24 protein-coding genes are annotated in these 26,538 nt (G+C 66.3%); 15 read left to right on the forward strand and 9 right to left on the reverse strand.

The window, feature by feature from the left end; translation table 11 throughout:
• Positions 1–91 precede the first annotated feature (91 nt).
• From rpsM to Q9Q79_RS04070, 6 genes are all read left to right on the forward strand, one after another.
• Entirely contained in the window at positions 92–448 is a 357-nt protein-coding gene (gene rpsM / locus Q9Q79_RS04045; protein WP_004154500.1) for a 30S ribosomal protein S13, read from the forward strand.
• Positions 449–459: 11 nt separating this feature from the next.
• A complete protein-coding gene (gene rpsK, locus Q9Q79_RS04050) occupies positions 460–849 on the forward strand; it encodes a 30S ribosomal protein S11 (protein WP_004145443.1) in 390 nt (129 codons plus the stop codon).
• A 15-nt stretch (positions 850–864) separates the two neighbouring features.
• The gene (gene rpsD / locus Q9Q79_RS04055) at positions 865–1,494 is read left to right on the forward strand and encodes a 30S ribosomal protein S4 (RefSeq protein WP_004145446.1); all 630 of its coding nucleotides are present in this window, start codon (positions 865–867) and stop codon (positions 1,492–1,494) included.
• A 55-nt stretch (positions 1,495–1,549) separates the two neighbouring features.
• Entirely contained in the window at positions 1,550–2,548 is a 999-nt protein-coding gene (gene rpoA, locus Q9Q79_RS04060; protein WP_005408216.1) for a DNA-directed RNA polymerase subunit alpha, read from the forward strand.
• Between the two features lie 191 nt (positions 2,549–2,739).
• Positions 2,740–3,123 (forward strand): 50S ribosomal protein L17, encoded by a 384-nt coding sequence (gene rplQ / locus Q9Q79_RS04065; RefSeq protein ID WP_005408217.1) that lies wholly within the window; start codon positions 2,740–2,742, stop codon positions 3,121–3,123.
• A gap of 241 nt (positions 3,124–3,364) precedes the next feature.
• The gene (locus Q9Q79_RS04070; protein ID WP_005412342.1) at positions 3,365–3,871 is read left to right on the forward strand and encodes a disulfide bond formation protein B; all 507 of its coding nucleotides are present in this window, start codon (positions 3,365–3,367) and stop codon (positions 3,869–3,871) included.
• 121 nt (positions 3,872–3,992) lie between these two features.
• On the opposite strand, the gene Q9Q79_RS04075 is transcribed toward Q9Q79_RS04070, so the two are convergent.
• Positions 3,993–6,119 carry a TonB-dependent receptor gene (locus Q9Q79_RS04075; RefSeq protein WP_201864155.1) on the reverse strand — a complete coding sequence of 709 codons (2,127 nt, stop codon included), beginning with the start codon at positions 6,117–6,119 and terminating at the stop codon, positions 3,993–3,995.
• Positions 6,120–6,340: 221 nt separating this feature from the next.
• Between Q9Q79_RS04075 and Q9Q79_RS04080 the strand changes: the two genes are divergently transcribed.
• Entirely contained in the window at positions 6,341–7,732 is a 1,392-nt protein-coding gene (locus tag Q9Q79_RS04080; protein WP_005408220.1) for a 3-deoxy-7-phosphoheptulonate synthase class II, read from the forward strand.
• An 838-nt stretch (positions 7,733–8,570) separates the two neighbouring features.
• Positions 8,571–9,755: a mechanosensitive ion channel family protein gene (locus Q9Q79_RS04085; RefSeq protein WP_062607728.1), complete on the forward strand. Its 1,185-nt coding sequence runs from the start codon at positions 8,571–8,573 to the stop codon at positions 9,753–9,755.
• A 91-nt stretch (positions 9,756–9,846) separates the two neighbouring features.
• Here Q9Q79_RS04085 and Q9Q79_RS04090 read toward each other — a convergent pair whose 3' ends face one another.
• Genes Q9Q79_RS04090 through typA form a run of 3 tightly spaced genes read right to left on the reverse strand, consistent with a single transcriptional unit; the run spans position 9,847 to position 13,837 of the window.
• Positions 9,847–11,469, reverse strand: coding sequence for an amidase (locus Q9Q79_RS04090; protein WP_043033752.1), 1,623 nt, complete (start codon positions 11,467–11,469; stop codon positions 9,847–9,849).
• Positions 11,470–11,510: 41 nt separating this feature from the next.
• Positions 11,511–11,978 (reverse strand): DUF2127 domain-containing protein, encoded by a 468-nt coding sequence (locus tag Q9Q79_RS04095; protein WP_005408223.1) that lies wholly within the window; start codon positions 11,976–11,978, stop codon positions 11,511–11,513.
• 11 nt (positions 11,979–11,989) lie between these two features.
• The gene (gene typA / locus Q9Q79_RS04100) at positions 11,990–13,837 is read right to left on the reverse strand and encodes a translational GTPase TypA (protein WP_005412346.1); all 1,848 of its coding nucleotides are present in this window, start codon (positions 13,835–13,837) and stop codon (positions 11,990–11,992) included.
• Between the two features lie 273 nt (positions 13,838–14,110).
• Between typA and Q9Q79_RS04105 the strand changes: the two genes are divergently transcribed.
• The 7 genes from Q9Q79_RS04105 (at position 14,111) to Q9Q79_RS04135 (ending at position 20,920) form a co-directional block, all read left to right on the forward strand.
• Positions 14,111–14,602, forward strand: a complete 492-nt coding sequence (locus Q9Q79_RS04105) for a peptidylprolyl isomerase (protein ID WP_005408225.1) — start codon at positions 14,111–14,113, stop codon at positions 14,600–14,602.
• Positions 14,603–14,720: 118 nt separating this feature from the next.
• Complete coding sequence (locus tag Q9Q79_RS04110) at positions 14,721–15,707, forward strand: malate dehydrogenase (protein WP_004153634.1); 987 nt, start codon at positions 14,721–14,723, stop codon at positions 15,705–15,707.
• A gap of 122 nt (positions 15,708–15,829) precedes the next feature.
• Entirely contained in the window at positions 15,830–16,444 is a 615-nt protein-coding gene (locus Q9Q79_RS04115; protein WP_062607724.1) for an RluA family pseudouridine synthase, read from the forward strand.
• A 290-nt stretch (positions 16,445–16,734) separates the two neighbouring features.
• On the forward strand, positions 16,735–16,875 hold the full coding sequence (locus Q9Q79_RS04120; protein WP_154329255.1) for a hypothetical protein: 141 nt from the start codon (positions 16,735–16,737) through the stop codon (positions 16,873–16,875).
• Between the two features lie 344 nt (positions 16,876–17,219).
• Entirely contained in the window at positions 17,220–19,100 is a 1,881-nt protein-coding gene (gene prpE / locus Q9Q79_RS04125; RefSeq protein WP_012479243.1) for a propionate--CoA ligase, read from the forward strand.
• 214 nt (positions 19,101–19,314) lie between these two features.
• Complete coding sequence (locus Q9Q79_RS04130; protein ID WP_005408228.1) at positions 19,315–19,818, forward strand: hypothetical protein; 504 nt, start codon at positions 19,315–19,317, stop codon at positions 19,816–19,818.
• Between the two features lie 46 nt (positions 19,819–19,864).
• A complete protein-coding gene (locus tag Q9Q79_RS04135; protein WP_005408229.1) occupies positions 19,865–20,920 on the forward strand; it encodes a suppressor of fused domain protein in 1,056 nt (351 codons plus the stop codon).
• Positions 20,921–20,987: 67 nt separating this feature from the next.
• On the opposite strand, the gene Q9Q79_RS04140 is transcribed toward Q9Q79_RS04135, so the two are convergent.
• The 5 genes from Q9Q79_RS04140 to Q9Q79_RS04160 all read right to left on the reverse strand — a co-directional run bounded on the left by Q9Q79_RS04140 (position 20,988) and on the right by Q9Q79_RS04160 (position 26,431).
• On the reverse strand, positions 20,988–21,599 hold the full coding sequence (locus tag Q9Q79_RS04140) for a glutathione S-transferase N-terminal domain-containing protein (protein WP_005408230.1): 612 nt from the start codon (positions 21,597–21,599) through the stop codon (positions 20,988–20,990).
• An 84-nt stretch (positions 21,600–21,683) separates the two neighbouring features.
• Complete coding sequence (locus Q9Q79_RS04145) at positions 21,684–22,142, reverse strand: cell wall hydrolase (protein WP_004154513.1); 459 nt, start codon at positions 22,140–22,142, stop codon at positions 21,684–21,686.
• 298 nt (positions 22,143–22,440) lie between these two features.
• Positions 22,441–24,471, reverse strand: a complete 2,031-nt coding sequence (locus Q9Q79_RS04150; RefSeq protein ID WP_201861806.1) for an NADPH-dependent 2,4-dienoyl-CoA reductase — start codon at positions 24,469–24,471, stop codon at positions 22,441–22,443.
• Positions 24,472–24,574: 103 nt separating this feature from the next.
• Complete coding sequence (locus tag Q9Q79_RS04155; RefSeq protein WP_005408232.1) at positions 24,575–25,204, reverse strand: membrane protein; 630 nt, start codon at positions 25,202–25,204, stop codon at positions 24,575–24,577.
• A gap of 207 nt (positions 25,205–25,411) precedes the next feature.
• Complete coding sequence (locus Q9Q79_RS04160; protein ID WP_201861808.1) at positions 25,412–26,431, reverse strand: zinc-binding alcohol dehydrogenase family protein; 1,020 nt, start codon at positions 26,429–26,431, stop codon at positions 25,412–25,414.
• Positions 26,432–26,538: the final 107 nt, after the last annotated feature.

The raw sequence follows: 26,538 nt of genomic DNA on the forward strand, positions 1-26,538 counted from the left end.
TAGTATCGCTAGTTCACTTTTTTGATCCATCCTGCCGGATTGGCGTGCCCGAGGCGCGCTGTCGGCCATCACTCAGCTGGAGAACCGCGTCATGGCGCGTATTGCAGGCGTCAACCTGCCAGCCCAGAAGCATGTCTGGGTCGGGTTGCAAAGCATTTACGGCATCGGCCGTACCCGTTCGAAGAAGGTCTGCGAAGTCGCAGGCGTTGCTTCGACCACCAAGATCCGCGATCTGTCGGAGCCGGAAATCGAGCGCCTGCGCGCCGAAGTCGGCAAGTACATCGTGGAAGGCGATCTGCGCCGTGAGATCGGCATCGCGATCAAGCGCCTGATGGACCTGGGCTGCTACCGCGGCCTGCGTCACCGTCGTGGCCTCCCGCTGCGTGGCCAGCGCACCCGTACCAACGCCCGCACCCGCAAGGGTCCGCGCAAGGCGATCAAGAAGTAAGGGACTGAGAAATGGCTAAGCCCGCTGCTAAGACCAAGAAGAAGATCAAGCGCGTCGTCACCGACGGCGTTGCCCACGTCCACGCTTCGTTCAACAACACCATCGTCACCATCACCGACCGCCAGGGCAACGCTCTGTCGTGGGCGACCTCCGGTGGCGCTGGTTTCCGCGGTTCGCGCAAGTCGACCCCGTTCGCTGCCCAGGTGGCCGCTGAAAAGGCCGGTCGTGCTGCGCTGGACTACGGCGTGAAGTCGCTGGAAGTCCGCATCAAGGGCCCGGGTCCGGGCCGTGAGTCGGCCGTGCGTTCGTTGAACAACGTCGGCTACAAGATCACCAACATCATCGACGTGACGCCTATCCCGCACAACGGGTGCCGTCCGCCGAAGAAGCGTCGCGTCTAAAGGGAGCGATAAGAAATGGCTCGTTATATCGGTCCTACCTGTAAGCTCGCCCGTCGCGAAGGCGCCGACCTGTCCCTGAAGAGCCCGGCGCGTGCGCTGGACTCGAAGTGCAAGCTGGAGCAGAAGCCCGGCCAGCACGGCGCCACTGCCCGCAAGGGCAAGCTGTCCGACTACGCCACCCAGCTGCGTGAAAAGCAGAAGGTCAAGCGTATCTACGGCCTGCTGGAGCGTCAGTTCCGCAACTACTACAAGAAGGCCTCGACCAAGAAGGGCAACACCGGCGAGAACCTGCTGCAGCTGCTGGAAACCCGCCTGGACAACGTCGTCTACCGCATGGGCTTCGCTGTGACCCGTCCGGCTGCCCGTCAGCTGGTGTCGCACCGCGGCGTCACCGTGAATGGCAAGTCGGTCAACCTGGCTTCGTACCAGGTCAAGGCTGGCGACGCCATCGCTCTGTCTGAAAAGGCTGCCAAGCAGCTGCGCGTCCAGGAAGCCCTGACCGTCGCCGCCCAGCATGACCTGAGCCCGTCGTGGGTTGAAGTGGATTCCGGCAAGTTCACCGGCATCTTCAAGGCTGTTCCGGATCGTTCGGATCTGCCTGCGGACATCAACGAAGCGCTGATCGTCGAGCTGTATTCGAAGTAATTCACATTGGAGAGCCCCCGGCGACGGCCGGGGGTTCACTAGGAGAACCCGCAACATGACGGTTACCGCCAACCAGGTTCTGCGTCCTCGCGGTCCGCAGATCGAACGCCTTACCGACACTCGTGCAAAGGTCGTTATCGAACCTTTGGAGCGGGGTTACGGGCATACGCTGGGTAATGCCCTGCGTCGCGTGCTGCTGTCGTCCATCCCGGGCTTCGCCATCACGGAAGTCGAAATCGACGGCGTGTTGCATGAGTACACCACGGTCGAAGGTCTGCAGGAGGACGTGCTCGAAGTCCTGCTGAACCTCAAGGACGTGGCCATCCGTATGCACTCCGGCGACAGCGCCACCCTGTCCCTGTCCAAGCAGGGCCCGGGCGTTGTCACCGCTGCCGACATCAAGGTCGACCACAATGTGGAGATCCTGAACGGCGACCATGTGATCTGCCACCTGACCAAGGACACGGCAATCAACATGCGTCTGAAGATCGAACGTGGTTTCGGCTACCAGCCGGCTGCCGCGCGTCGTCGTCCGGACGAAGAAACCCGTGCCATCGGCCGCCTGGTCCTGGATGCCTCGTTCTCGCCGGTCCGCCGCGTCGCCTATGCCGTGGAAGCGGCCCGCGTCGAACAGCGTACCGACCTGGACAAGCTGGTCATCGATATCGAGACCAACGGCACCATCGACGCCGAGGAAGCCGTGCGCACCGCCGCCGACATCCTCAGCGACCAGCTGTCGGTGTTCGGTGACTTCACCCACCGCGACCGCGGTGCGGCCAAGCCGGCCAACAACGGCGTGGATCCGGTGCTGCTGCGCCCGATCGACGATCTGGAGCTGACCGTGCGTTCGGCCAACTGCCTGAAGGCTGAAAGCATCTACTACATCGGCGATCTGATCCAGAAGACCGAAGTGGAGCTGCTGAAGACCCCGAACCTGGGCAAGAAGTCGCTCACCGAGATCAAGGAAGTGCTGGCTCAGCGCGGCCTGTCGCTCGGCATGAAGCTGGAGAACTGGCCGCCGGCCGGTGTCGCCAGCCACGGCATGCTGGGCTGAGATCGGTAATGCCTGAAGGCTCCACCGTTCGCGGTGGGGCCTTCAACGCAACACACCATGCCATGACGAACCGCAGGTTCGCGCGGCAGGTCGTCCAGGACGGGCGGCCAGGACCATCCGCAGTCCGCGCAGCAACGCCAGGATGGCGACAACGATCCACACAGCCACATCATTAACCAAGGAATATCACCATGCGTCACCAGAAGTCTGGCCGTAAGTTCAGCCGCACCAGCGCCCACCGCGAAGCGATGTTCAAGAACATGGCCGCCTCGCTGTTCAAGCACGAGCTGATCAAGACCACCCTGCCGAAGGCCAAGGAACTGCGCCGCGTTGCCGAGCCGCTGATCACCCTGGCCAAGGTCGACTCCGTCGCCAACCGCCGTCTGGCCTTCGCCCGCCTGCGCGACAACGAAGCCGTGGGCAACCTGTTCACAATCCTGGGCCCGCGCTACGCGAACCGTCCGGGCGGCTACCTGCGCCTGCTGAAGTGCGGCTTCCGCGCCGGCGACAACGCGCCGATGGCCTACGTCGAGCTGGTTGACCGTCCGGTCGTGGCCGAGGAAGTGGCCGAGTAATCGGACCGCTCCAACGCGACACAGCGAAAGCCCGGCCTCTGCCGGGCTTTTGCGTTTCCAGGGCTCGGATCCCTTTCCGCAGGAAAGGGCCCTGACCCCGGGCAGGCAGCACCGCAGGCCAGAGCCCTTTGCATTCGCACTGGGATCTGACCCGCACCGTTCCGACAGGCGTCACCTGTGGCGGTTCGAATGGCACGCACTCTCGGTTACGCTTGGCGCCTGATCCATTTGAGCGTTGACGATGAATCCACTGCGCTGGCCCTTCCGCGCCCAGTTCTTGCTGGGCTTCCTGATCTGCGCGGGCCTGCTTGGCTACGCGATCTTCCTGCAGTTGAAGATGGGCCTGGAGCCGTGTCCGCTGTGCATCTTCCAGCGCCTGGCCTTTGCCGCGCTCGGCCTGCTGTTCCTGATCGGTGCGCTGCACGGGCCCTCCAACCGCCCGGGACGCGCGACCTATGGCGTGCTGGCGTTCATTGCCGCCGCAGTGGGTGCCGGCATCGCCGCGCGCCACGTCTACGTGCAGATGCTGCCGCCGGAAATGGGCTCCACCTGTGGCCCGCCGCTGGCGTTCCTGAGCGAGACCATGGGGCCGCTGGAAGTATTCCGCACGGTACTGACCGGTACCGGCAACTGCGGCAACATCGACTGGACCTTCCTGGGCCTGACCATGCCGATGTGGTCGGGCGTGTGGTTCGTGCTGCTGGCGTTGTGGGCGCTGGTGGTGTCGCTGGGCAAGGTCAAGCGCTGAAAGCGAAACGGGGTCGGGTCCCGTGGCATCGCAAAGGGCTCTGACCCCAATCGTTGACGAAGGGTAGTGCCGGCCGCTGGCCGGCACACCGTGAGGATGCCGGCCAGCGGCCGGCGCTACCTCAGAAGTCCTGCTGCAGGCTCAGGTAAGCACCTCGGCGCGGTCCCCACTGCGGGGCGAAGACGCCGACACCGCCACCGTCGCGCAGTTGATAGCTGCGATCCAGTGCGTTGATCACGGCCAGTTGGACGTGCAATGGATGGCCGCTGTCGGCATTGAAGTCGTGCCCGGCGCTGAGGTTCACCTGCAGGTACGACGGCAGCTCGCCGCCGTTGGGTACGCCTTCGATGTCGGAACGCAGGCCGCTGCCGAACACGTAGTTGGCACCGATCCGGTTGTGTCCGGCGAAGGCGTAGCTGAGACCACCCGATGATGTCAGCTTCTGGTCGTGGTCGAGGTGGATCCAGTGGTTGGCCACATAGGCCAGCGCTTCCGGATCGAGGTTGTACTGGCCGGTGATGACGTCGGTACCGATGGCCTTGTTCAGCGCGGCGTTGAAGTAGGCACTGAACGGACCGTTGCTGTAGTCGGCACTGAACTCCAGGCCACGGATGTGGCCACGGCGGTAGTTGAAGGTCGAATAGATGTAGGCAGCGCCGAACTGGCCTTCGTCCTGCAGGCGTGCGACGCGTCGGTCATACGCGTCCAGGCCCAGGGTCAGGTGCTCGCCCAGTTGCTGCGAGACGCCGATGTCGTAGTAGTCGCTGCGCTCGGCCAGCGGCGTGTTGTTGCCGCCGCTGGGCTGCTGGTTGGTGGTGCCGTCGTACAGCGCGATGTCGCTGCTGGCAATCAACTCGCTGGCCGGTGGCGTGAAGTAGCGCGAATAGCCGGCGTGCACGGTGGTGCTGTCGCTGGCATTCCAGACCACGCCCACGCGCGGGCTGAGCTGGCCTTCGGTGCGGCCGAAGGCCTTGTAGCGGTCGCCACGCAGGCCGTAGTTCACGGTCCAGTCGTCGCCGATCTTCCACTCGTCCTGTACGTACAGTGCCAGCGTACTGGCGTGGAACGCGCTGCGGTCGGGGATCAACAGCGGTGTCGTGCCGGACTGCTGGCCGCCGTCATCAACCGGGAACACCCAGCTGTTGCTGTTCGCCCGCGCGTTCTCGTAATTGCCGTACAGGCCATAGCGCAGCGTGTGGTCGTTGCCCAACGGCGTTGAGAAGTCGGCCTGCAGGGTGTTGGCGCGGTTGCTGCGCTGGACCTGCGAGGCGACGCCGCTGAACACCAGGTCGCCCACCACGTCCGGGTTGAACGCCACGTCGCTGTAGCGCTGTCCGGCCGATAGCTGGTACGCGGTGCTGCCCAGCGTGCCCTGCAGCACCAGCATGCCGAAGCGGGTGGTCTCGCGCTGGGTCTCATCCAGCTGGCTGGAGTCGAAGGTGGTGGTGTCCAGATATCCGAACTGTGGCGTCTGGCCCGGGTTGACCGGGATCTGGAAGCGGTTGTTGGCGAAACCGGCGAACACACTCAGGCGGGTGTTGTCGTTGACCAGGTAGGTGAGGTCGGCGAAGGCCTTTCCCTGGTGAGTATCGTCGTGCAGCGGCTTGCGCGAGTTGGTGGGGTTCTCCAGGCCGACCTCATGCTGGTCGTAGTTGCCGGTCAGGAACCAGCTCCAGCGCCCCTGGTTGCCCCACCAGGAGGCGTTCGGATTGATCTTGCCGAACGAGCCGGTGGTCAGCCCCGCGCTGCCGCCATTGCCCAGCTCGGCACCGTTGCGGGTGGTGATGTCGACCACCGCTGCGGTGCGCTCGCCGAACTGCGCCGGCAGTGCGCCGTCCATCAGGCGGATGCTCTTGATGGTGCGCGCGTCCAGGGTCTGGCCGAAGCCGGAGATCGATTCGGGCAGCAGCACGCCGTTGATGCGGTACTGCAGGTTGGCGTGGTCGCCACGCACATGCACGCCGCCATAGGAGTCCTGGACCACGCCAGGGGCCTGCAGCAGTACCTGGCTGAGTGGCGCGGAGGCACCCAGCGGCTGCTTCTGGATGTCCTCGGCGGTGATCTGGTACTGGCTGCTGCCGATGTCCGGCGACAGCGTGTTGCGGGCCTGGTCGAGCCGGGCGTGGACGGTGACCGCATCCAGATCCTTGACGGACGAAGCGGGGGCGTCGGATGCCGAGGCGAAGGCGGGCAGGCTGGCCAGGGCCAGGGCGAAGGTGATGCCGGTAGCGAGGGGCGAGGGCTTCATGGTGGGAGAGGTGGCGGCTGGATGTGGAAGGGGCCGGTCCATGACATTGAAGTGTTACTCCGTAACAAATCATGCGCCTGTCCCGGGTGGCTGACCATGCAGGATCTGGCCGCTGGCGTCGGCCTTTCTCTGCCGTTCAGGCGAGCCGGTAGGCCGGACCGGCCCTTTGCGTCAGCGGCCGGCTCTGCGACCATGACCGCCCCCCATCCCGGAAGTCTGCAATGAGCCTGTCCGCCGTTCCGCCCGTGCCCGATCCCGCCGCGACCGCCGCCGGCGCTGCCTGGTCGCCGGAGAGCTGGCGGGGCAAGACCGCGCTGCAGATGCCGACCTATCCCGACCCGGTAGCCCTGGAGGCGGCCCTGCACGAGCTTAAGCGGCTGCCACCGCTGGTCACCTCATGGGAGATCCTGGCGCTGAAGCAGCAGTTGGCCGAGGCCCAGGAAGGCAAGCGCTTCCTGCTGCAGGGCGGCGACTGCGCCGAGAACTTCAGCGACTGCGAATCGGGCACCATCTCCAACCGGCTGAAGGTACTGCTGCAGATGAGCCTGGTGCTGGTGCACGGCCTGCGCCAGCCGGTGATCCGCGTTGGCCGCTTTGCCGGCCAGTACGCCAAGCCGCGTTCGGCCGATACCGAGACCCGCGACGGCGTAACCCTGCCGAGCTACCGCGGCGATGTGATCAACGCCCCCGCTTTCACTGAAGCAGCGCGTCTGCCGGACCCGAAGCGGATGCTGCAGGCCCACGCGCATTCGGCGATGACGATGAACTTCGTGCGTGCGCTGATCGACGGTGGTTTCGCCGACCTGCACCACCCCGAATACTGGAACCTGGAGTGGGTAAGCCACTCGCCGCTGGCGGCCGATTACCAGAAGATGGTGGCCTCGATCGGCGATGCGGTGCACTTCATGGAGACCCTGGCCGGGGCCCGCGTGCACAACCTCAACCGCATCGACTTCTACACCTCGCATGAAGCGCTGCTGCTGCCCTACGAGCAGGCGCTGACCCGCCAGGTGCCGCGCCAGCAGGGCTGGTTGAACCTGAGCACGCATTACCCGTGGATCGGCATGCGCACGGCTGCGCTCGATGGCGCGCACGTGGAATACCTGCGTGGCGTGCGCAATCCGATTGCGATCAAGGTCGGCCCGTCGGTGACGCCGGACCAGCTGCTGCGCCTGATCGACGTGCTCAACCCGCACGACGAACCGGGTCGACTGAGCTTCATCCACCGCATGGGTGCGGCGCAGATCGCCGAGAAGCTGCCGCCGCTGCTGGATGCCGTCAAGCGTGATGGCCGCCGCGTGCTGTGGGTGTGCGATGCGATGCATGGCAACACCGAAAGCACTGCCAATGGCTTCAAGACGCGTCGCTTCGACAACGTGCGTGGCGAAGTGGAGATGTCGTTTGATCTGCATGCGGCCGCGGGCACGCGCCTGGGTGGCGTGCACCTGGAACTGACCGGCGAGGACGTGACCGAATGCACCGGTGGTGCGCGCGAACTGACCGAGCGTGACCTGGAGCGTGCGTATCGCTCAACGGTGGACCCGCGGTTGAATTACGAGCAGTCGCTGGAGATCGCGATGGCGATCGTGCGCAAGCAGGAGCAAGTGCGGTAATGGGTTTTAGGCAGGGCTTGCAGCCCTGCACCTGCCAGAAGCCGAAGCAACAGCAACTGCAGAAGCGGGTATTCCGTGGGATGGCGGGGCGGTGTCGGAGTGCGGGGACGCTGCAAGTACGTCCCTGTAAGCTTGGCAGCCGCATCCATGCGGCTGACACCCCGCACTCCGACACCGCCCCACCTTCGACAGGTTCAGGTCGCTATTGGTGGGTGCCGACCGTTGGTCGGCACATCTGTCAGATGTCGAATGAATCATCCACGCATGGCGTGGATCTACTGGTAACTGCGGCGATTGGCATGCGCGGCTGTTGGTAGGTGTCGACCGTTGGTCGACACGATTTTTCTGTCAGATAGCAGTATTCAAAATGGGCTCCGACCCCGTGCCGACCAACGGTCGGCACCCACCATCAGCAGCAGCTTCCGACAGATCGCAGAAAACTGTCGAAGGCGGGGTGGGTCCGGTTGCGGGAGCGTAAGCCGCATGGGCCCGAGGCATGCCTCGGGCGGGTTGGGCAGGACGCCCAACCCCGGTCTTGCCGTGTGCGCAGGACAGCGCACACGGGCAAGCGGCGACCGAGCTTACATGGGTGAGGGCGCTTTGCTTGCGAAGCACTGCTTCGCAAGCGCCCGAACGCACAGCCGCCAGCGGCTGGGCCGGGCCCCGGAGGGGGACTTGCAGCGCCCCCCGCAACCGGACCCACCCCGCCATCCCACGGAATACCCGCTTCTGCTGTTGCTGTTGCTTCGGCCGTTGCCGTTGCGTCCGCAGGTGCAGGGCTGCAAGCCCTGCCGACCAACACCCTCCTTACAAACGACTGACGTGACACTCATGCGCCATGCGCGAGGCTGTCCACCTGGTTGTCCGACTGGAGGTGGCAACGGTGCACTGGCAGAGCGCACAGGCCTACGCATGGCCGTTGGGATTGGCCTTAGTGGTGGGCGGCATAGGCGCATGGCTGATCCTGTGGATCTATCACCGGCTGAAAGGGCGTGATCGCCGACGTGCGCGTATCGGTCGAGTACTCGGGTTGCCGCTGGCCACCGCGTGGCCGCTGCTGCTGCTGATTCCCGCCTTGCAGGCGACGCCGCTGCAGGATCCGTTGCTGGGCCATCTGCAGCACGGACTGCACATTGCATTGATGGCCTGCTTCGTCTGGCTGCTGGTACGCGCGGTGGCGGCGGGCGAGCGCGCGATCCTGCGCAGCCATCCCATCGATGTCTCCGACAACCTGGAGGCACGCCGCATCCAGACCCAGACGCGCGTGCTCAGTAGGGTGTTGATGGGCGGCATCATCGTGCTCGGTGCGTCGCTGGTGCTGTTGACCTTCCCGATGGTGCAGAAGATCGGCACGGCGCTGCTGGCGTCGGCGGGCCTGATCGGGCTGGTGGCGGGCATCGCCGCCAAGCCGGTGTTCGGCAACCTCATCGCCGGCCTGCAGATCGCACTGACGCAGCCGATCCGGCTGGATGACGTGGTGATCGTCGAGGGCGAGTGGGGCCGCATCGAGGAGATCGGCAGCAGCTATGTGGTCGTGCGGATCTGGGATGAGCGGCGGATGGTGGTGCCGCTGACCTGGTTCATCGAAAACCCGTTCCAGAACTGGACGCGGCGCAGTGCCGATCTGCTCGGCACTGCGTTTCTGTGGCTGGACTATCGGGCACCGATCGCGGCGATCCGTGCCGAGCTGGAGCGCATCTGCCATGGCCAGGCGCTATGGGATGGGCGCGTCTGCGTGACCCAGGTGACCGAAACCAACGAGCGCGCGATCCAGGTGCGCCTGCTGGTCAGCGCGCGCAGTTCCGGTGATGCCTTTGATCTTCGCTGCCTGGTGCGCGAACGCATGCTCGATTTCCTCGCACGTGAGCATCCGCAGTCGTTGCCGCAGGTGCGTGCGCGGCTGCAACACGAAGACGAGCTGGATATGCCGCGTGGTCCACGTGCACGCACCTCGGATGTGCGTTCGCCAGGTGCTGAAGATGGTGAGGCGGCGATCGTGCCGGTGGAGCCACAGGATCGGTAGTGCCGGCCGCGGGCCGGCAACGCCGGAGCGATCGAGCTGCCGGCCAGCGGCCGGCACTACCGGAAGCAAGATGTCGCGGCGTCACCGGAGCTCAGGGCTCGCCGGCGTCGATCAGCGCATCGGTATCAAAGTGTGGCGGCCGCCGCGCACGGGTGCGCTGCTCGTAGGCGTAGGCCATTTCGATCAGCTTCGGCTCGCTCCAGGCGGTGCCCATGAACAGCAGGCCGACGGGAAGGCCGTTGATCTGGCCCATCGGCACGGTCAGGCTGGGGTAACCGGCCACGGCAGCGGCGCTGTAGCTCTCGCCGGGGAAGTCGTCGCCTTCGCTGCGGATCGGCCACGCCACACCGGTGGTCGGCGCCACCAGCGCATCGAGCTGATGGGCGGCGAGGGCTGCATCGATGCCTTCCGGGCCGGCCAACCGGCGCGCATCACTGCGCGCGCGGATGTAGGCAGGGTCTGCCAGGCCGGTGGTGGCATCGGCCTCCACCAGCAGCTCCTGGCCGAACAGGCCCAGTTCCTGCTTGCTGTGCGCCTGGTTGAAGGCGATCAGTTCGGCCAGGCTGCGCAGTGGCGCGCGGTGGGTGCTGAAGTAGCGCTCCAGCCCGGCCTTGAACTCGTACAGCAGCAGCGTGCGCTCAGCCTCGGCCCACGCGCCCTGGTTGGGCAGCTCCACTGGCACCACCACGGCGCCGGCGCGACGCAGCTCGGTCGCTGCCTGATCGATCAGCGGCGGCATGCCGCGGTACTTCAGCAGCGGCGTCTGCAGCAGACCGATGCGTTTGCCGCGCAGGCCCTGCGGGTCCAGGCGCGCGGTGTAGTCGTAGACCGCACGGCCGGGCATGGTCGCGGTGGCGGGATCGGCGTCATCGCGGCCGGCGATCGCAGTCAGCACGGCAGCAGCATCGGCGACGCTGCGGGTCATCGGGCCGGCGGTGTCCTGGCTGAAGGAGATCGGCACGATGCCATCACGACTGACCAGCCCGACCGTCGGCTTCAGACCGACCACGCCGTTGATCGCGGCCGGGCAGACGATGCTGCCGTCAGTTTCGGTGCCGATCGCCACGCTGGCCAGGTTGGCGGCCACGGCCACCGCGCTGCCGCTGCTGGAACCGCACGGTGAATGGCTGATGCGGTAGGGGTTGCGGGTCTGGCCGCCGCGCGCGCTCCAGCCGGAGATGGAGTCATTGCCGCGGAAGTTGGCCCACTCGCTGAGGTTGGTCTTGCCCAGCACTACGGCGCCAGCCTCGCGCAGCCGGCGTACCAGGTAGGCATCGTCCGGACGGAAGCCCTGCAGGGCCAGTGAGCCGGCACTGGTGACCATCGGTGCGGCGTTGATGTTGTCCTTCAGCAGCAGGGGGATGCCATGCAGCGGCCCACGCAGGCGCCCTTCGCGGCGCTCGCGGTCGCGTGCGGCGGCTTCCTTCAGCGCGTCGGGGTTGAGCTCGATCACCGCGCGCAGGCGGGGCCCGGTGCGGTCCAGGGCGGCGATACGCTGCAGGTAGGCCTGGGTCAGGGTGGTGCTGTCCAGATCTCCGGCAGTCATCCGCGCCTGCAGGTCGGCGACATCGGTTTCGGCGTACGGGAACGGCACGTTGCGGCTCGCAGGTTCGGCCGCATGCGCGCTGGGCGTGGCCGGGCTGCAGCCAGCCGAAAGCAGCGCCGGCAGCGCGGCGAGCAGGCAGGTCAGCAGAGGCGGCAAGGACGGGCGCATGGGGCGGCTTGGTCGGCTCCAATCCCCAGTGTAGCCGGTGCTCAGCGGTGGCGCTTGCGCAGGTCGCGGGCGAGGACGTAGACCACGATCAGGTTGATCGCCAGGATCGTCCATGACGGCCAGCCGGGATGGCGGATGATCGCGAAGATGTCGAAAGGCAGGTACAGGGCGGCGGTCAAGCAGCCCAGCCAGGACGCCCAGGCCTTGGCCCGCCACAGGCCCCAGGCTTCGACCAGGTGCAGCAGGCCGTAGCCGATCATCCCCGCCGCGGCCAGGTGGACCGCGTCGGGACTGATCATGTGCAGCAGCGAGGGCAGGGTGCCATGGTCCGGATCCAGGCTGAAACGCCGGATCAGGGCCATGATGCCGTGCCGCAGCGGCTGCGGTCCGAGCACTTCCAGCCCGGTGGCGGCCAACAGCGCCAGCATCGCCTTGCTCGCTTCGAGCAGGGCGATGACGTGCAGACCCGGATGCCGGTGTGGATCCGGGTTGTAGCCGCTCTGGTTCACGGGGTGCTGGCTCAGCCGCCGCGCGAAGCCTTCTTGCGATCGCTCTCGGTCAGGAACTTCTTGCGCAGGCGGATCTCCTTCGGGGTGATCTCGACCAGCTCGTCGTCTTCGATGAAGTCCAGGGCCTGTTCCAGCGAGTACTTGATCGCCGGGGTCAGCTGGATCGCATCGTCCTTGCCCGAAGCGCGCATGTTGGTCAGCGGCTTGGTCTTGATCGCGTTGACGGTCAGGTCGTTGTCCTTGGAGTGGATGCCGACCAGCTGACCTTCATACACGTTGTCGCCTTCAGCAGCGAACAGCTTGCCGCGCTCCTGCAGCGGGCCCAGCGAGTAGGCCGGCGTGGTGCCCGGTGCATTGGCGATCATCACGCCGTTGATGCGCTTGGCAATCGCGCCCTGTTCCTTCGGACCGTAGTGGTCGAACACGTGGAACAGCAGGCCCGAACCCTGGGTCAGGGTCTTGAACTCGTTCTGGAAACCGATCAGGCCACGGGCCGGGATCTGGTACTCCAGGCGCACGCGGCCCTTGCCGTCCGATTCCATGTTCTTCAGCTGGCCCTTGCGGGTGCCCAGCTTTTCCATCACGCCGCCCTGGTGGATTTCTTCGATGTCCACCACCAGCTGCTCGATCGGCTCCATCAGCTGGCCATCGATTTCCTTGATGATCACTTCCGGGCGCGACACGGCCAGCTCGTAGCCTTCGCGGCGCATGTTCTCGATCAGCACCGACAGGTGCAGTTCGCCACGGCCGGAGACCAGGAACTTGTCGGCGTCTTCCAGCTGCTCGACCTTCAGGGCCACGTTGTGGACCTTTTCACGGTCCAGGCGGTCCTTGATCTGGCGGCTGGTCAGGAACTTGCCACCGGACAGGTCCTTGTTGCCGGCGAACGGCGAGTTGTTGACCTGGAAGGTCATCGAGATGGTCGGCTCGTCGACGGTCAGCGCCGGCAGCGCTTCCGGGAAGTCCGGTGCGCAGATGGTGTCGGAGATGGTCAGCTCCTGGATGCCGGAGATGGCCACGATGTCGCCGGCCTCGGCCGAATCCTGCTCGATGCGCTCCAGGCCCATGAAGCCCAGCACCTGCAGCACCTTGCCGTTGCGCTTCTTGCCTTCACGGTCGATGACCGCGACCTGCATGTTCTTCTTCAGGGTGCCGCGCTGGATGCGGCCGATGCCGATCACGCCCACGAAGTTGTTGTAGTCCAGCTGGCTGATGCGCATCTGGAACGGGCCTTCCGGATCCACTTCCGGCTTCGGCGCGTGCTGCATGATCGCTTCGTACAGCGGGGTCATGTCGCCGTCGCGCACGGTGTCTTCCAGGCCGGCATAGCCGTTCAGGCCCGAGGCGTAGACGATCGGGAAGTCCAGCTGCTCGTTGGTGGCGCCGAGCTTGTCGAACAGGTCGAAGACCTGGTCGATCACCCATTCCGGACGGGCGCCCGGACGGTCGACCTTGTTGACCACGACGATCGGCTTGAAGCCCATCGCGAAGGCCTTCTGGGTCACGAAGCGGGTCTGCGGCATCGGGCCGTCCATCGCGTCGACCAGGATCAGCACGGTATCGACCATCGACAGCACGCGCTCGACCTCACCACCGAAGTCGGCGTGGCCGGGGGTGTCGACGATGTTGATCCGGTTCTTGATGCCGGTCTTCTTGTCTTCCCAGGTGATGGCGGTGTTCTTGGCCAGGATGGTGATGCCGCGTTCCTTTTCCTGGTCGTTGCTGTCCATCACGCGCTCGGCGAGGACGGTGCGCTCGGACAGGGTGCCGGACTGCTTCAGCAGCTGGTCGACCAGGGTGGTCTTGCCATGGTCGACGTGGGCGACGATGGCGATGTTGCGAAGATTTTCGATGGACATACGAAAGGGGGCCAGTCGGCGCCGGATTTGGAAAAAGAAGTCCAACATTATACGTCGAACTTGACGATTCGCGAAAAGGTGGATTTCACATCCGTCGCGGGGCCCATTCAGCTGGCTGTCCGCCGCGTCGGCCGGGGCCGCCAGCGCCCGGAGACGCGGCTTCCCGTCCACGGGCTGAAGCCGGGTTCTTCACCGATGGTCGAAGCCGCCGCCGCCACGAGGCAGGTGTAAACTAGGTGGCTAGACGCGTTCCCCTCTGCATCAAGGATCTTCATGTCCCTCATCGCCACTTTCGACACCACCCAGGGCCCGATCAAGGTCGAGCTGTTCGCCGACAAGGCGCCGCTGACCGTGGCCAACTTCGTGAACCTGGTCAAGCACGGCTTCTATGACGGCCTGATCTTCCACCGCGTGATCGCCGACTTCATGATCCAGGGCGGCTGCCCGCAGGGTCGTGGCACCGGCGGCCCGGGCTACAAGTTCGAAGACGAGAAGAACGGCGTGAAGCATGAGGTCGGCTCGCTGTCGATGGCCAACGCCGGCCCGAACACCAACGGCAGCCAGTTCTTCATCACCCACATCAAGACCGACTGGCTGGACGGCCGCCACACCGTCTTCGGCAAGGTCCTGGAAGGCCAGGCCATCGTTGATTCGGTCAAGCAGGGCGACGTGATCCATTCGATCACCCTGGAAGGCGACGTCGACGCCGTGCTGGCCGCCCAGGCCGACCGCGTCGCGGAGTGGAACAAGCACCTCGCCGCCTGATCCCCCTTCGAAACGGCCACCCATGGGTGGCCGTTTCCCTGTTCCCCGCCGCCCGCCTGGCCTGCGTGGCTCTGCCCGCGGCGTCCCATCAAACGCTTGCAAGCAAGAGGAAACCCCCATGAAAGCACCCGTTCGTGTTGCCGTGACCGGCGCCGCCGGCCAGATCGGTTATGCCCTGCTGTTCCGCATCGCCTCCGGCGAAATGCTGGGCAAGGACCAGCCGGTCATCCTGCAGCTGCTGGAACTGCCGGTCGACAAGGCCCAGGCCGCCCTGAAGGGCGTGATGATGGAGCTGGAAGACTGCGCCTTCCCGCTGCTGGCCGGCATGGTCGGCACCGATGATGCCGAAGTCGCGTTCAAGGACGCCGACATCGCCCTGCTGGTCGGCGCACGTCCGCGCGGCCCGGGCATGGAGCGCAAGGACCTGCTGCTGGAGAACGCCAAGATCTTCACCGCCCAGGGTGCAGCGCTGAACAAGGTCGCCAGCCGTGACGTGAAGGTGCTGGTGGTCGGCAACCCGGCCAACACCAACGCCTACATCGCGATGAAGTCGGCCCCGGACCTGAAGCCGGAAAACTTCACCGCCATGCTGCGCCTGGACCACAACCGCGCGCTGAGCCAGCTGTCGACCAAGCTCGGCAAGCCGGTCGGTGGCATGGAGAAGCTGGTGGTGTGGGGCAACCACAGCCCGACCATGTACCCGGACTACCGTTTCGCCACCGCCGATGGTGCGTCGATCGCCGATGCGATCAACGACCAGGAGTGGAACGCCAACACCTTCATCCCGACCGTCGGCAAGCGCGGCGCGGCGATCATCGAAGCCCGTGGCTCGTCCTCGGCTGCTTCGGCCGCCAACGCAGCGATCGACCACGTGCGTGACTGGGTGCTGGGCAGCAACGGCAAGTGGGTCACCATGGGCGTGCCGTCCGACGGTTCCTACGGCATTCCGGAAGGCGTGATCTTCGGCTTCGCGGTGACCACCGAGAACGGCAAGTACACCCTGGTCAAGGACCTGCCGATCGACGACTTCAGCCAGAAGTACATCGACAAGACCCTGGCCGAGCTGGAAGAAGAGCGCGCCGGCGTCGCCCACCTGCTGGGCTGATGCAGGCGGTACCGGCTCCGGCCGGTACGTCTTCCATCAAGGTAGGTACCGACCGTTGGTTGGTACGCAGAAAACGGGGAGGCTTCGGCTTCCCCGTTTTCATTTGGAATTCCTGGAACCGCATGATCCACCTGCACTACATCGATGACGCACTGCTGGTGGCCGAGAAGCCGGCTGGCCTGTTGTCCGTACCCGGCCGCAGCGCCGAGAACCAGGACTGCGTGGTCGCGCGCCTGCAGGCGCTGTATCCGGATGCGTTGACCGTACATCGGCTGGACCAGGTGACCTCCGGCCTGCTGCTGCACGCGCGCGGCAAGGAGACGCAGGCCGCATTGTCGAAGCAGTTCGAGCAGCGCCAGGTTGGCAAGCGGTATGAAGCGGTGGTGCAGGGGCTGCTCGAGGGTGATTCCGGCGAAGTGGACCTGCCGTTGATCGTTGACTGGCCGAACCGGCCGAAGCAGATGGTCGATCACGAACGCGGCAAGCCGGCGTTGACGCGTTGGCGCGTACTGGCGCGTGATGTAGAAGCGCGGCGCACGCGCGTGGCGTTGGAACCGATCACTGGCCGCAGCCATCAGCTGCGGTTGCACATGGCCAGTATTGGCCATCCGATTGTTGGCGACGTGCTGTATGACGCGGCACCGGCGCACCGCGTGCATCTGCATGCACGCAGCCTGCGGTTCACGCATCCGCTGACGGGCGAGGCGCTCGCGTTCGAGTCCGCGGCTCCGTTCTAGGGGGTCGGCAGGGCTTGCAGCCCTGCACCCGCAGAATCAACGTCAACGTCAAAAGCGGGCTATACGTGGGTTGGCGGGACGGTGTCGAAGTGCGGGGCCGCCGCAAGTACGTCCGTGTAGGCTTGGCAGCCGCATCCATGCGGCTGACACCCCGCACTTCGACACCGCCCCACCTTCGACAGGTTCACTCGGCTGTCGGTAGCGGTGGCCGTTGTTCCGCGCAGCTGTTGGTAGGTGTCGACCTTGGTCGACACGATTTTTCTGTCAGATATCGAATGAACCATCCACGCATGGCGTGGATCTACCGCGTCGACCAAGGTCAACACCTACCAGAGCAGTCGACCAAGGTCGACACCGACCAGAACAATATGCCGTTCCGGCAGATCGCGGAATCTGTCGAAGGCGGGGTGGGTCCGGTTGCGGGGGCGTGAGCCGCATGGGCCCGAGGCATGCCTCGGGCGGGTTGGGCAGGACGCCCAACCCCGGTCTTGCCGTGTGCGCAGGACTGCGCACACGAGCAAGCGGCGACCGAGCCTCCAAGGACGGATTCACGGCGTCCCCCGCAATCGGACCCGCCCCGCCATCCCCCAGTAAGCCAGCTTCTGCTGTTGCTTCGGCTGTTGCTTCTGAGGTTGCCGGCCAGCGGCCGGCACTACCGCAGGTGCAGGGCTGCAAGCCCTGCATAACAAACCCCACCCCCTACCAAGGTAGGGCGGCCCGCGCGGCAGCGCCGGACTATCCTCGAACCCATGACTTTGTCTGGGAGGGCTGCGTCATGAACTACGAGGAAACCTACCGTCGCTCGATCGACGAGCCGGAGGCCTTCTGGGGCGAGGAAGCCAAGCGCATCCATTGGCATAAACCGCCGCAGCAGGTGCTCGACTACAGCAACCCGCCGTTCCGGCGCTGGTTCGTCGGCGGCGAAACCAATCTCTGCTACAACGCCGTCGACCGCCACCTGGCCGAGCGCGCCGACCAGCTCGCACTGGTCGCCATCTCCACCGAAACCAACAGCACACGCGAGATCACCTATCACCAGCTGTACCGCGAAGTGAACGACTTCGCCGCGGTACTCAAGCACCTCGGCGTCGGCCACGGTGACCGCGTGGTGATCTACATGCCGAACATGGCCGAAGCGGTGTTTGCGATGCTGGCCTGTGCGCGCATCGGTGCGGTGCACTCGGTGGTGTTCGGGGGCTTTGCGGCGCACAACCTGGCGCTGCGCATCGACGATGCCAAGCCCAAGCTGCTGATCGCGGCCGACGCCGGCATGCGCGGTGGCAAGCTGATTCCGTACAAGCCGATGGTCGACGCCGCCTGCGCCGAAGCGGCGTCGCCGCCACCGCATGTGCTGATCGTGTCGCGTGGGCTGGATGCCGCCGAACCCCGCGTGCCGGGCCGTGACGTGGACTACGCCACGCTGCGTGCGCAGATCGGTGAAGTCGACGTGCCGGTGCAGTGGCTGGAAGCGAGCGAACCGAGCTACCTGCTGTACACCTCCGGCACCACCGGCAAGCCGAAGGGCGTGCAGCGCGATGTGGGCGGCTATGCAGTGGCGATGGCGCAGTCGATGGAGACCGTTTTCGACTGCAAGCCGGGCCAGGTGATGTTCTCCACCTCCGATGTCGGCTGGGCGGTGGGCCACTCCTACAATGTGTACGGCCCGCTGATCGGTGGCTGCACCTCGCTGCTGTACGAAGGCCTGCCGACCAATCCGGATCCCGGCATCTGGTGGGCGCTGTGCGAGCAGTACAACGTGCGCACGATGTTCTCCTCGCCCACCGCCATCCGAGTGCTGAAGAAGCACGACGCGGACTTCATCCATCGCCACGACCTGCGCGCGCTGAAGTACCTGTTCCTGGCCGGCGAGCCGCTCGACGAGCCGACCGCGCACTGGATCAGCGAAGCGCTCGGCAAGCCGATCATCGACAACTACTGGCAGACCGAGACCGGCTGGCCGGCACTGACCCTGTTGCCGGGCCTGGAGATGAAGCCGGTGCGCTTCGGTTCGCCGGGCTTCCCCAATCTCGGCTACCGGATGAAGGTGATCGACGAGAACACCGGCGAGGAAGTCGCACCGGGGCAGAAGGGCGTGCTGGTGGTGTCGCCACCGCTGCCGCCGGGTTGCATGAGCACCGTGTGGAATGATGACAGCCGCTTCCTGCAGAGCTACTTCAGCCACTTCAAGGAACTGCTGTACAGCTCGCTGGACTGGGCGATCCGCGACGACGATGGTTACACCTTCATCCTCGGTCGCACCGATGATGTCATCAATGTAGCCGGGCACCGTCTGGGCACGCGCGAGATCGAGGAGGCCATTTCCAGCCATCCGCGGGTGGCCGAGGCCGCCGTGATCGGGGTCAAGGATGAACTGAAGGGGCAGGTGCCGCTGGTGTTCGTCACCCTCAAGCAGGGCCTGGATGGCGAGGATCCGGCGCCGGTGGTGGCCGAGATGATGGCGACGGTGACCACCTCGCTCGGCGCGGTCGCACGCCCGGCGCACGTACACGTGGTCAATGCACTGCCCAAGACCCGCTCCGGCAAGCTGCTGCGGCGCTCGCTGCAGGCGCTGGCCGAACAGCGTGATCCGGGCGACCTGTCGACGCTGGACGACCCCAGCGCGCTGGAGGAGATCCGCCGCGCGCTGGGCCGTTGATCCGGTAGTGCCGGCCGCTGGCCGGCACCCCCATCAATCCCGAGGTTGCCGGCCAGCGGCCGGCACTACCCGCGGCACTTGCGCTAAGCTCGGCCTGTCATCGACCTGCAATACGCGGCGCGCGCCGGGGAAGGCGCGTGCCGTCCGGGGATGGCACACAGGGGGGCGCGCCCGTCAGGCGCGCCGGCATTGTGCATCGAGGGAGGGGGAGGCAATGGCATTGCTGCACGCCAAGACGGCTGCTGGCCGTCAGGAAATCGAAGACCGTGGCCGGCGCCTGCCGGCGGCACTGCGTTCGATCCTGCTGATGGTCGACGGCCATCGCGATGACACCGAACTGCGTGGCCTGTTCGAAGGCCTGCGCGCGCCGGCCGATGCACTGGAGCAGCTGGAAGCGCAGGGCCTGATCGAAGTGATCGGTGGCAATGCCGAGGTGGCACCGGTACGTGGCATCAGCACCGGCCGCGAACAGGATCCGGCGTTGTACCAGCAGCTGTACGACGCGATGAGCGAGGCGGTGCGGCGCCACCTGGGCCTGAAGGGCTACTTCATGCAGTTGAAGATTGAACGCTGCACCGATGCACTTGCACTGGAACGCCTGTGCCCGGAACTGCTGGCGGCGGTGGGCAAGGCGCGCAGCCCGGCGCTGGCGCAGCGCTGGTGGCAGGAAACCCAGGCCGCCGTGGTCAATGGTGGCGGCGAGGTCGTGCAGGCATGAGCCACCGCGTAAAGTGATCGGTTCACTTCCCCACAAGGAGTCCCGCGTGCAGGACGACCACGACGACACCGACACCCCAGGCTGGGACGCGATCAATGCGGCGCTGGCGCCGCTGTATGCCGGCCAGGAACCCCGTCACTACGGTACGGCGTTGCCGTACACGCTGGGTGGCCAGGATCCACTGGATGGCATCAGCGTTTACTGGGTGGATGCACCGGTACCGCATTGGCACTACATCACCTACGGCTTCTCCGAGCTGTACACCAAGGAGAGCAGCGATGCCGCCGCCAGCGGCTATGGTTTCGAGCTGACCTTCCGCCTGGCTGCTGAAGCCGGTGAGCACGCCGGCAGCAACCCGCCGGTGTGGCCGATGAACCTGCTGCAGAACCTGGCGCGCTACGTGTTTGGCAGCGGCAACGTGTTCGAGGATGGTCACCATCTGAACGCCAACGGCCCGATCGCGCTGGAGACGGGCACGCGCCTGTGCCACCTGGCCTTCATCGCCGATCCGCAGTTGCCTGCGCGCGACACCGCCAATGGCCACCTGCAGTTCCTGCAGCTGGTCGGGCTGACCGATGAGGAGATGGAAGCGGTCAAGCGCTGGTCGACGCGCGGCGTGCTGCAGGCGCTGCAACCGGCGATGCCGCTGTGGATCAGTGACCTGCATCGCGGCAACCTGTTGGAGGATCCGACACTCGCCGCACAGGTGCGGGCCGGCAGCGAGCGCGAGGGCTCCAGCACCGGCATGTTGTTCATCGAGACACTGGATTGGCGGCAGGAGGCGGGCGTCACCACCCTGGTGCTCGGCGCCGGCCAGGTGGCCAGTGTGTGCGAGCTGCTGCCATTGCGCCTGCGCCACGGCAAATCGCTGGAACTGGCCAGCCGCGAGCGGCAGTGGGAGTTCATTCCGGCAGCGCGCGGTGAAACCGGCGAGGTATCGGCCGACAGCGCGCGCTGGGCGCTGGACGAGACGGGGCTGCAGGCCCTGGCGGGCGTGCGTGCCGAACGTGGCATCTACCCGGTGGCGGGAGCGCTGCGCATCGAAGTGGTGCCGACCTACCTGCGCGATGCCAACGGTGAAGTGATCCGCCAGATCGGCTGAGTGTGGTGATGGCGCCGGTGGGGTCAGAGCCGCCTGCTGTGCAGACGGATCCGACCCCGGGTCAGGCTCAGGCCAGGCCTTCGGCCTTCAGTGCGGCCTGCACGCCGGCATCGGCGTCCATGCGTGCCTTGTAGGCGGCCAGGTTGTCCAGGCCCGACAGGTCGACCTTGGTGCCGGCGGCCCAACGCAGGGTGATGTAGAAGTACGGGTCGGCGAAACTGCGGAAGCCGGCCAGCCAGGGCTTGTCGGCCAGCTGCCTGTCAGCGGTCTCGAACAGGCCACGCAGGCGCTTGTGTGCGGCGGCGCGGATCGCGTCGAACTGGCTTTCGTCGGCGATGAACTTGCCCGGTGCGAACAGCGGCGAGAAGGCCGGATGCACGTCGGAATTGACGAAGGCCAGCCAGCGGGTGGCTTCGGCACGCTGGCGCGCGCTGCCATCGCCGCCGAGGCCGGCCTGCGGGTAGGTGTCGGCGATATAGCCCATGATCGCGGCGTTCTGCAGCAGCACGAAGTCGCCATCGACCAGCGCGGGAACGGCGCCGGCCGGATTGATCTTGAGGAATTCCGGACCCTTGAGGGTGTCCTTGTTCAGCAGTTCGACCTCGAACGGCTGGCCGGTCCACTGCAGGGCGATGTGGTCGGCGGTGGAACAGGCACCGGGCTTGCTGTACAGCTTCATGGGAACTCCAGGTGATGCGGGCGGGAAACGCCCACTATCCCAGAGCCTGCCAGCGGGCGGCAACGCTGCCGCCAGCACGGATCGTTACGACTGCCGCGGCTTGAGGTTCTGCACCTTATAGAAGGTGTGATCGCCGATGGTGGCCACCTGGTAGGCATTGCGCCAGTTCGGGCTGGCGATGGACAACGCGGCGAAGTGGCTGGCTCCGGGCACGATCTCGCGGCGCTCGCCGGCCGGCAGCGCCCAGTTGCGCTCGGCGTCGAAGGCCACGTTCATTGCCTCGCTCCAGGCCGCGTCATTGCCCAGCTGGGTGCCGGGGGAGACGATGGTCGGCGCGAACTGCTTGCGCGCGGTGACCACCTGGCACATCGAGTCGCCCCACAGGCCACTGTCGAGGCGGCGCAGGGCGACCTCGGCAACGGCTTGCTGGCCGCGCAGGGTCTGGTCGCGGGCTTCCAGGTAAACGGTGGTGCTCAGACACAGTGAATCAGCGGCCGGCTGCGGCAACAACTGCGACAGCCAGAGAATCCAGGCCAGTTTCATATAACTCCTTGCTCCGTATGGGCCGCACTCTCCGCTTCCAGTCGCGGGGGCGACAGGATGCGGGGTACGACTTGGCGTCATGGGGAGGCGGCCATCGGGGCCGCCCCGTGGGCAGCCCCAAAAGAAACGACCAGTACCGATCGTGGGGGCTGCGCCGGCTCACCGGAAACTGGCTGGTGAGCGGAAAGATGGCGCAAGGTAGGGGGGCGTAGCCGAACGCATCGTGAACCGTCCGGCTTGACATTCAGGTTCGGGAGGGGTGACGGAAATCACATTCCGTCCCCCATTCATGCGCTCATCAGAGCGCGGCGGCCACCCGGCTGCCCTGGTCGATGGCCCGCTTGGCGTCCAGTTCGGCCGCTACATCGGCACCGCCGATCAGCTGCGCGTTGATGCCGGCGGCCTGCAGCTCGGCCTGCAATGCGCGGTTCGGTTCCTGCCCGGCGCAGATCACCACATGGTCGACCGGCAGCAGCTGTTCGCTGCCTTCCACGCGGATGCGCAGGCCTTCGTCGTCCACGCCCAGGTACTCGACGCCGCCGAGCATGCGCACGCCCTTGGCCTTCAGCGTGGCGCGGTGGATCCAGCCGGTGGTCTTGCCCAGCCGCGCGCCGGGCTTGCCCGGGCTGCGCTGCAGCAGCCACAGCCGCCGCGGCGATGCCTCGGGCTGCGGCCTGGCCAGCGAGCCGCGGGCCTCGAACGTGCTGTCCACGCCCCATTCGGCCATCCAGCGCTGTGGGTCCAGCGCGGGGGACTCACCAGCGTGGCTGAGGAATTCGCCGACATCGAAGCCGATGCCGCCCGCGCCGATGATCGCCGCACTGGCGCCCACTTCGACCCGGCCCAGCAGCACGTCCAGGTAACTGACCACCTTGGCGTGGTTGGCGCCGGGGAAGTCGACCTTGCGCGGCGTGATGCCGGTGGCCAGCACCACCTCGTCGAAGCCGGCCAGGTTGGCCGCATCTGCTCGCGTGCCCAGGCGTAGCTGCACGCCGGTTTCAGCCAGCTTGTGGCGGAAATAGCGCAGGGTCTCGTGGAACTCTTCCTTGCCGGGGATGCGCTTGGCCACGTTGAACTGGCCACCGATCTCGTCGTTGGCATCGAACAGGGTGACCTGGTGGCCGCGCTCGGCGGCCACCGTGGCGCAAGCCAGGCCGGCCGGACCGGCGCCGACCACCGCGACCTTTTTCGGCGTGGCAGCCGGGCGGTAGACCAGCTCGGTCTCGTGTGCGGCACGCGGATTGACCAGGCAGCTGGCCAGCTTGTTCTCGAACACGTGGTCCAGGCAGGCCTGGTTGCAGGCGATGCAGGTGTTGATCGCCTCGGCTCGGCCGGCGCGGGCCTTGTTGGGCCATTGCGGGTCGGCCAGCAGCGGGCGCGCCAGCGACACCATGTCGGCGCCGCCGCTGGCGAGGATGCGCTCGGCGACGTCGGGCATGTTGATGCGGTTGGTCGCCACCAGCGGCACCGTTACATGCGGCTTGAGCTTGGCGGTGACACCGGCGAAGGCGGCGCGCGGCACCGAGGTGGCAATGGTCGGGATGCGCGCTTCGTGCCAGCCGATGCCGGAATTGATGATCGTCGCGCCAGCCGCCTCGATGGCCTGGGCCTGCTGCACGATCTCTTCCCAGTTGCTGCCGTCGTCAACCAGATCCACCAGCGACAGGCGATAGATGATGATGAAGTCCGGGCCGCAGGCCTCGCGGATGCGGCGCACGATCTCCACTGCAAAACGCATGCGTTGGTTGGCGTCGCCACCCCAGCGGTCGGAGCGCTTGTTGGTGCGCGGGGCGATGAACTCGTTGATGAGGTAGCCCTCCGAGCCCATCACTTCGACGCCATCGTAGCCGGCTTCACGGGCCAGCTTTGCGCTGCGTGCGTAGTCGGCGATATGCCGCTCGACGCCGCTGGCCGACAGCGCACGGGGGGTGAACGGGTTGATCGGCGCCTTCAGCTTCGACGGTGCCACCGACAGGGGATGGTAGGCATAGCGGCCGGCATGCAGCAGCTGCAGGCAGATCTTCGCGCCGTGCTGGTGCGCGGCCGCGGTGAGCTGCCGGTGCGGGCGCACTTCCCAGGGCCAGGACAGCTTTCCGCCAAAGGGCTTCAGCCAGCCGACCACGTTCGGCGCGAAGCCACCGGTGACGATCAGGCCGACGCCACCTTCGGCGCGTTCGGCGAAGTAGGCGGCCAGGCGCGGGAAGTCGCGGGCGCGATCTTCCAGGCCGGTGTGCATCGAACCCATCAGCACGCGGTTGCGCAGCTGGGTGAAGCCCAGGTCCAGCGGGGCGAACAGGTGGGGATAGGCGCTTTCGTTGGCTGGCGACATGATCGATACGCTTGCGTACGGAAGCGCGAAGCGTGCCGGGAAACGGCGGCCGGGGCAAGGGGCGCGGGCGGTAGTGCCGGCCGCTGGCCGGCATTCGATCAGCTCAGGGTGATTGCGGTTGCCGGCCAGCGGCCGGCACTACCGGGGGACGCCCAATCCCGAACCAGCCCAGCGTTACTCCGCACAGGGGGCCGATCAGCAGGGCGAAGGCGAGGGTGCCGACACCGACGTTGCCGCCGAGCCACCAACCCAGCAGCAGCACGCTGCCCTCGATCAGGCTGCGCACCTTCCAGATCGGCCAGCCGGTGCGGGCATGCAGGCCGGTCATCAGGCCGTCGCGCGGGCCGGGCCCGAGCTTGGCACCGATGTACAGGCCGGTGGCCAGGGCGACCAGCAGCATGCCGGCGCAGAACATCGCCAGCTGCCAGCCAAGGCCGACCGCCGGGGGAAGCAACCACAGCCCGAACTGCGCGGATGGGCCGATCAACATCACGTTGAGCACGGTGCCGACGCCCGGCTTCTGTCGCAATGGCCACCACAGCAGCAGCACCAGCGCACCGATCACATTGGTGGCCAGGCCGAACGATAGCGGCGTCTGTGCGGCGATGCCCTGCGACAACACGTCCCAGGGGGCCACGCCGATCGCTGCACGGATCATCAGCGAGGCGCCGAAGCCGTACAGGAACAGGCCGATGATCAGTTGCAGCAGACGCAGGGGCAGGGCGGTGGGCATGACGGCGCTCGGGAGAGGGGAGGGATCTGTTTCCACCGTAATCCCGATTCAGTCACTCCCATAGATACAGATGCCGGCCGATCCGCCGCTACAGGAGTCGTCGATCCTGCGTATGGGCCGTTCTGTGGAGCTGGGCCATGCTCGGCTGCTTTGCCTGGCACCGCCAGGCGAGCATTGCTCGACACCGCACCGGCGTTCCAGCCTGGCTCAGTCGCCCCAGCCGGCCAGCGCCAGCTTGCCCACCGTGCGCCCGCTGGCCAAGCGCTGATGCGCGATGTCCAGATTCGCCGCATTGATTGTGCCCAGCGTCTCGCTGAGGGTGCCGCGCAGCTGGCCAGCGTCGATCATGCTGGCCGCGCGGCTGAGGATGCGGTGCTGTTCGATGCGGTCCGCCGTGGCGAAGCGCGAACGCGCGAACATGAACTCCCAGTGGATGCCGATGCACTTGGCCTTGTAGGGATCACCGATGCGCAGCGCGCCGCGCGGTTCGACGATGAGGCCGACATGGCCCTGCGGCGCCAGCAGCTGACCCAACGCATCCCAGTAATGGTCGGTGTCGGCCAGGTTGAGCGCGACCTGTACTGCGTCGATGCCCAATGCCTGCAGCTGGGGCAGCAGCGGCTGCCGGTGGTCGATTACATGCTGGGCACCCATCTGCCGGCACCAGTCGATCGATGATTCACGCGAGGCGGTGGCGATCACCTCGAATCCGGCATGCCGGCCCAGCTGGATCGCCATCGATCCAACGCCGCCTGCTCCGCCGATCACCAGCAGGTGCTGGCCGGCATGGCGGCGATCATCCAGCTGCAATGGCATGCGCTGGAACAGCAGTTCCCATGCGGTGAGCGTGGTCAGTGGCAGTGCGGCCGCTTCGGCGAAGTCGAGCGTGGTCGGCTTGCGCGCTACCAGCCGTTCGTCCACAAGATGGAACTGCGCATTGCAGCCCGGCCGGGTGACATCACCGGCGTAGTAGACCTCGTCGCCGGACGCGAACAGGCTGGCGTCCTCGCCGATCGCTTCGACCACCCCGGCGGCGTCCCAGCCGAGTACGCGGGGTGCTTCGAGCGTGGCCGGATCGGTGGTCGCCCGCTGCTTGCCGTCGACCGGGTTCACCGAGACGGCCTCGACCCGGATCAGCAGGTCGCGGCCACGCGGAGGCAGCGGCGGGGGGAGGCGGATATCGCAGAGGGCAGGGGCGGATTCACGACTCAGGGCGACAGCTTTCATCTCGGCTCCGGCTGGGTACGTGGCTCCATCATAGAGTTCCTCACGTTTCAGCAGATACGCTGAATCGGGTGGAGCAAGCTGTTGCGCAATATGTCGTATTCCGCACC

Origin of the sequence: Stenotrophomonas sp. a6, from assembly GCF_030913325.1 — a bacterium.
Taxonomy (GTDB): Bacteria; Pseudomonadota; Gammaproteobacteria; order Xanthomonadales; family Xanthomonadaceae; genus Stenotrophomonas; species Stenotrophomonas maltophilia.

Coding starts and splice junctions, on each gene's coding strand:
- rpsM (WP_004154500.1), top strand. CDS start 92: ATGGCGCGTATTGCAGGCGTCAACCTGCCAGCCCAGAAGCATGTCTGG.
- rpsK (WP_004145443.1), top strand. CDS start 460: ATGGCTAAGCCCGCTGCTAAGACCAAGAAGAAGATCAAGCGCGTCGTC.
- rpsD (WP_004145446.1), top strand. CDS start 865: ATGGCTCGTTATATCGGTCCTACCTGTAAGCTCGCCCGTCGCGAAGGC.
- rpoA (WP_005408216.1), top strand. CDS start 1,550: ATGACGGTTACCGCCAACCAGGTTCTGCGTCCTCGCGGTCCGCAGATC.
- rplQ (WP_005408217.1), top strand. CDS start 2,740: ATGCGTCACCAGAAGTCTGGCCGTAAGTTCAGCCGCACCAGCGCCCAC.
- Q9Q79_RS04070 (WP_005412342.1), top strand. CDS start 3,365: ATGAATCCACTGCGCTGGCCCTTCCGCGCCCAGTTCTTGCTGGGCTTC.
- Q9Q79_RS04075 (WP_201864155.1), bottom strand. CDS start 6,119: ATGAAGCCCTCGCCCCTCGCTACCGGCATCACCTTCGCCCTGGCCCTG.
- Q9Q79_RS04080 (WP_005408220.1), top strand. CDS start 6,341: ATGAGCCTGTCCGCCGTTCCGCCCGTGCCCGATCCCGCCGCGACCGCC.
- Q9Q79_RS04085 (WP_062607728.1), top strand. CDS start 8,571: ATGCGCGAGGCTGTCCACCTGGTTGTCCGACTGGAGGTGGCAACGGTG.
- Q9Q79_RS04090 (WP_043033752.1), bottom strand. CDS start 11,469: ATGCGCCCGTCCTTGCCGCCTCTGCTGACCTGCCTGCTCGCCGCGCTG.
- typA (WP_005412346.1), bottom strand. CDS start 13,837: ATGTCCATCGAAAATCTTCGCAACATCGCCATCGTCGCCCACGTCGAC.
- Q9Q79_RS04105 (WP_005408225.1), top strand. CDS start 14,111: ATGTCCCTCATCGCCACTTTCGACACCACCCAGGGCCCGATCAAGGTC.
- Q9Q79_RS04110 (WP_004153634.1), top strand. CDS start 14,721: ATGAAAGCACCCGTTCGTGTTGCCGTGACCGGCGCCGCCGGCCAGATC.
- Q9Q79_RS04115 (WP_062607724.1), top strand. CDS start 15,830: ATGATCCACCTGCACTACATCGATGACGCACTGCTGGTGGCCGAGAAG.
- Q9Q79_RS04120 (WP_154329255.1), top strand. CDS start 16,735: ATGGCGTGGATCTACCGCGTCGACCAAGGTCAACACCTACCAGAGCAG.
- prpE (WP_012479243.1), top strand. CDS start 17,220: ATGAACTACGAGGAAACCTACCGTCGCTCGATCGACGAGCCGGAGGCC.
- Q9Q79_RS04130 (WP_005408228.1), top strand. CDS start 19,315: ATGGCATTGCTGCACGCCAAGACGGCTGCTGGCCGTCAGGAAATCGAA.
- Q9Q79_RS04140 (WP_005408230.1), bottom strand. CDS start 21,599: ATGAAGCTGTACAGCAAGCCCGGTGCCTGTTCCACCGCCGACCACATC.
- Q9Q79_RS04145 (WP_004154513.1), bottom strand. CDS start 22,142: ATGAAACTGGCCTGGATTCTCTGGCTGTCGCAGTTGTTGCCGCAGCCG.
- Q9Q79_RS04150 (WP_201861806.1), bottom strand. CDS start 24,471: ATGTCGCCAGCCAACGAAAGCGCCTATCCCCACCTGTTCGCCCCGCTG.
- Q9Q79_RS04155 (WP_005408232.1), bottom strand. CDS start 25,204: ATGCCCACCGCCCTGCCCCTGCGTCTGCTGCAACTGATCATCGGCCTG.
- Q9Q79_RS04160 (WP_201861808.1), bottom strand. CDS start 26,431: ATGAAAGCTGTCGCCCTGAGTCGTGAATCCGCCCCTGCCCTCTGCGAT.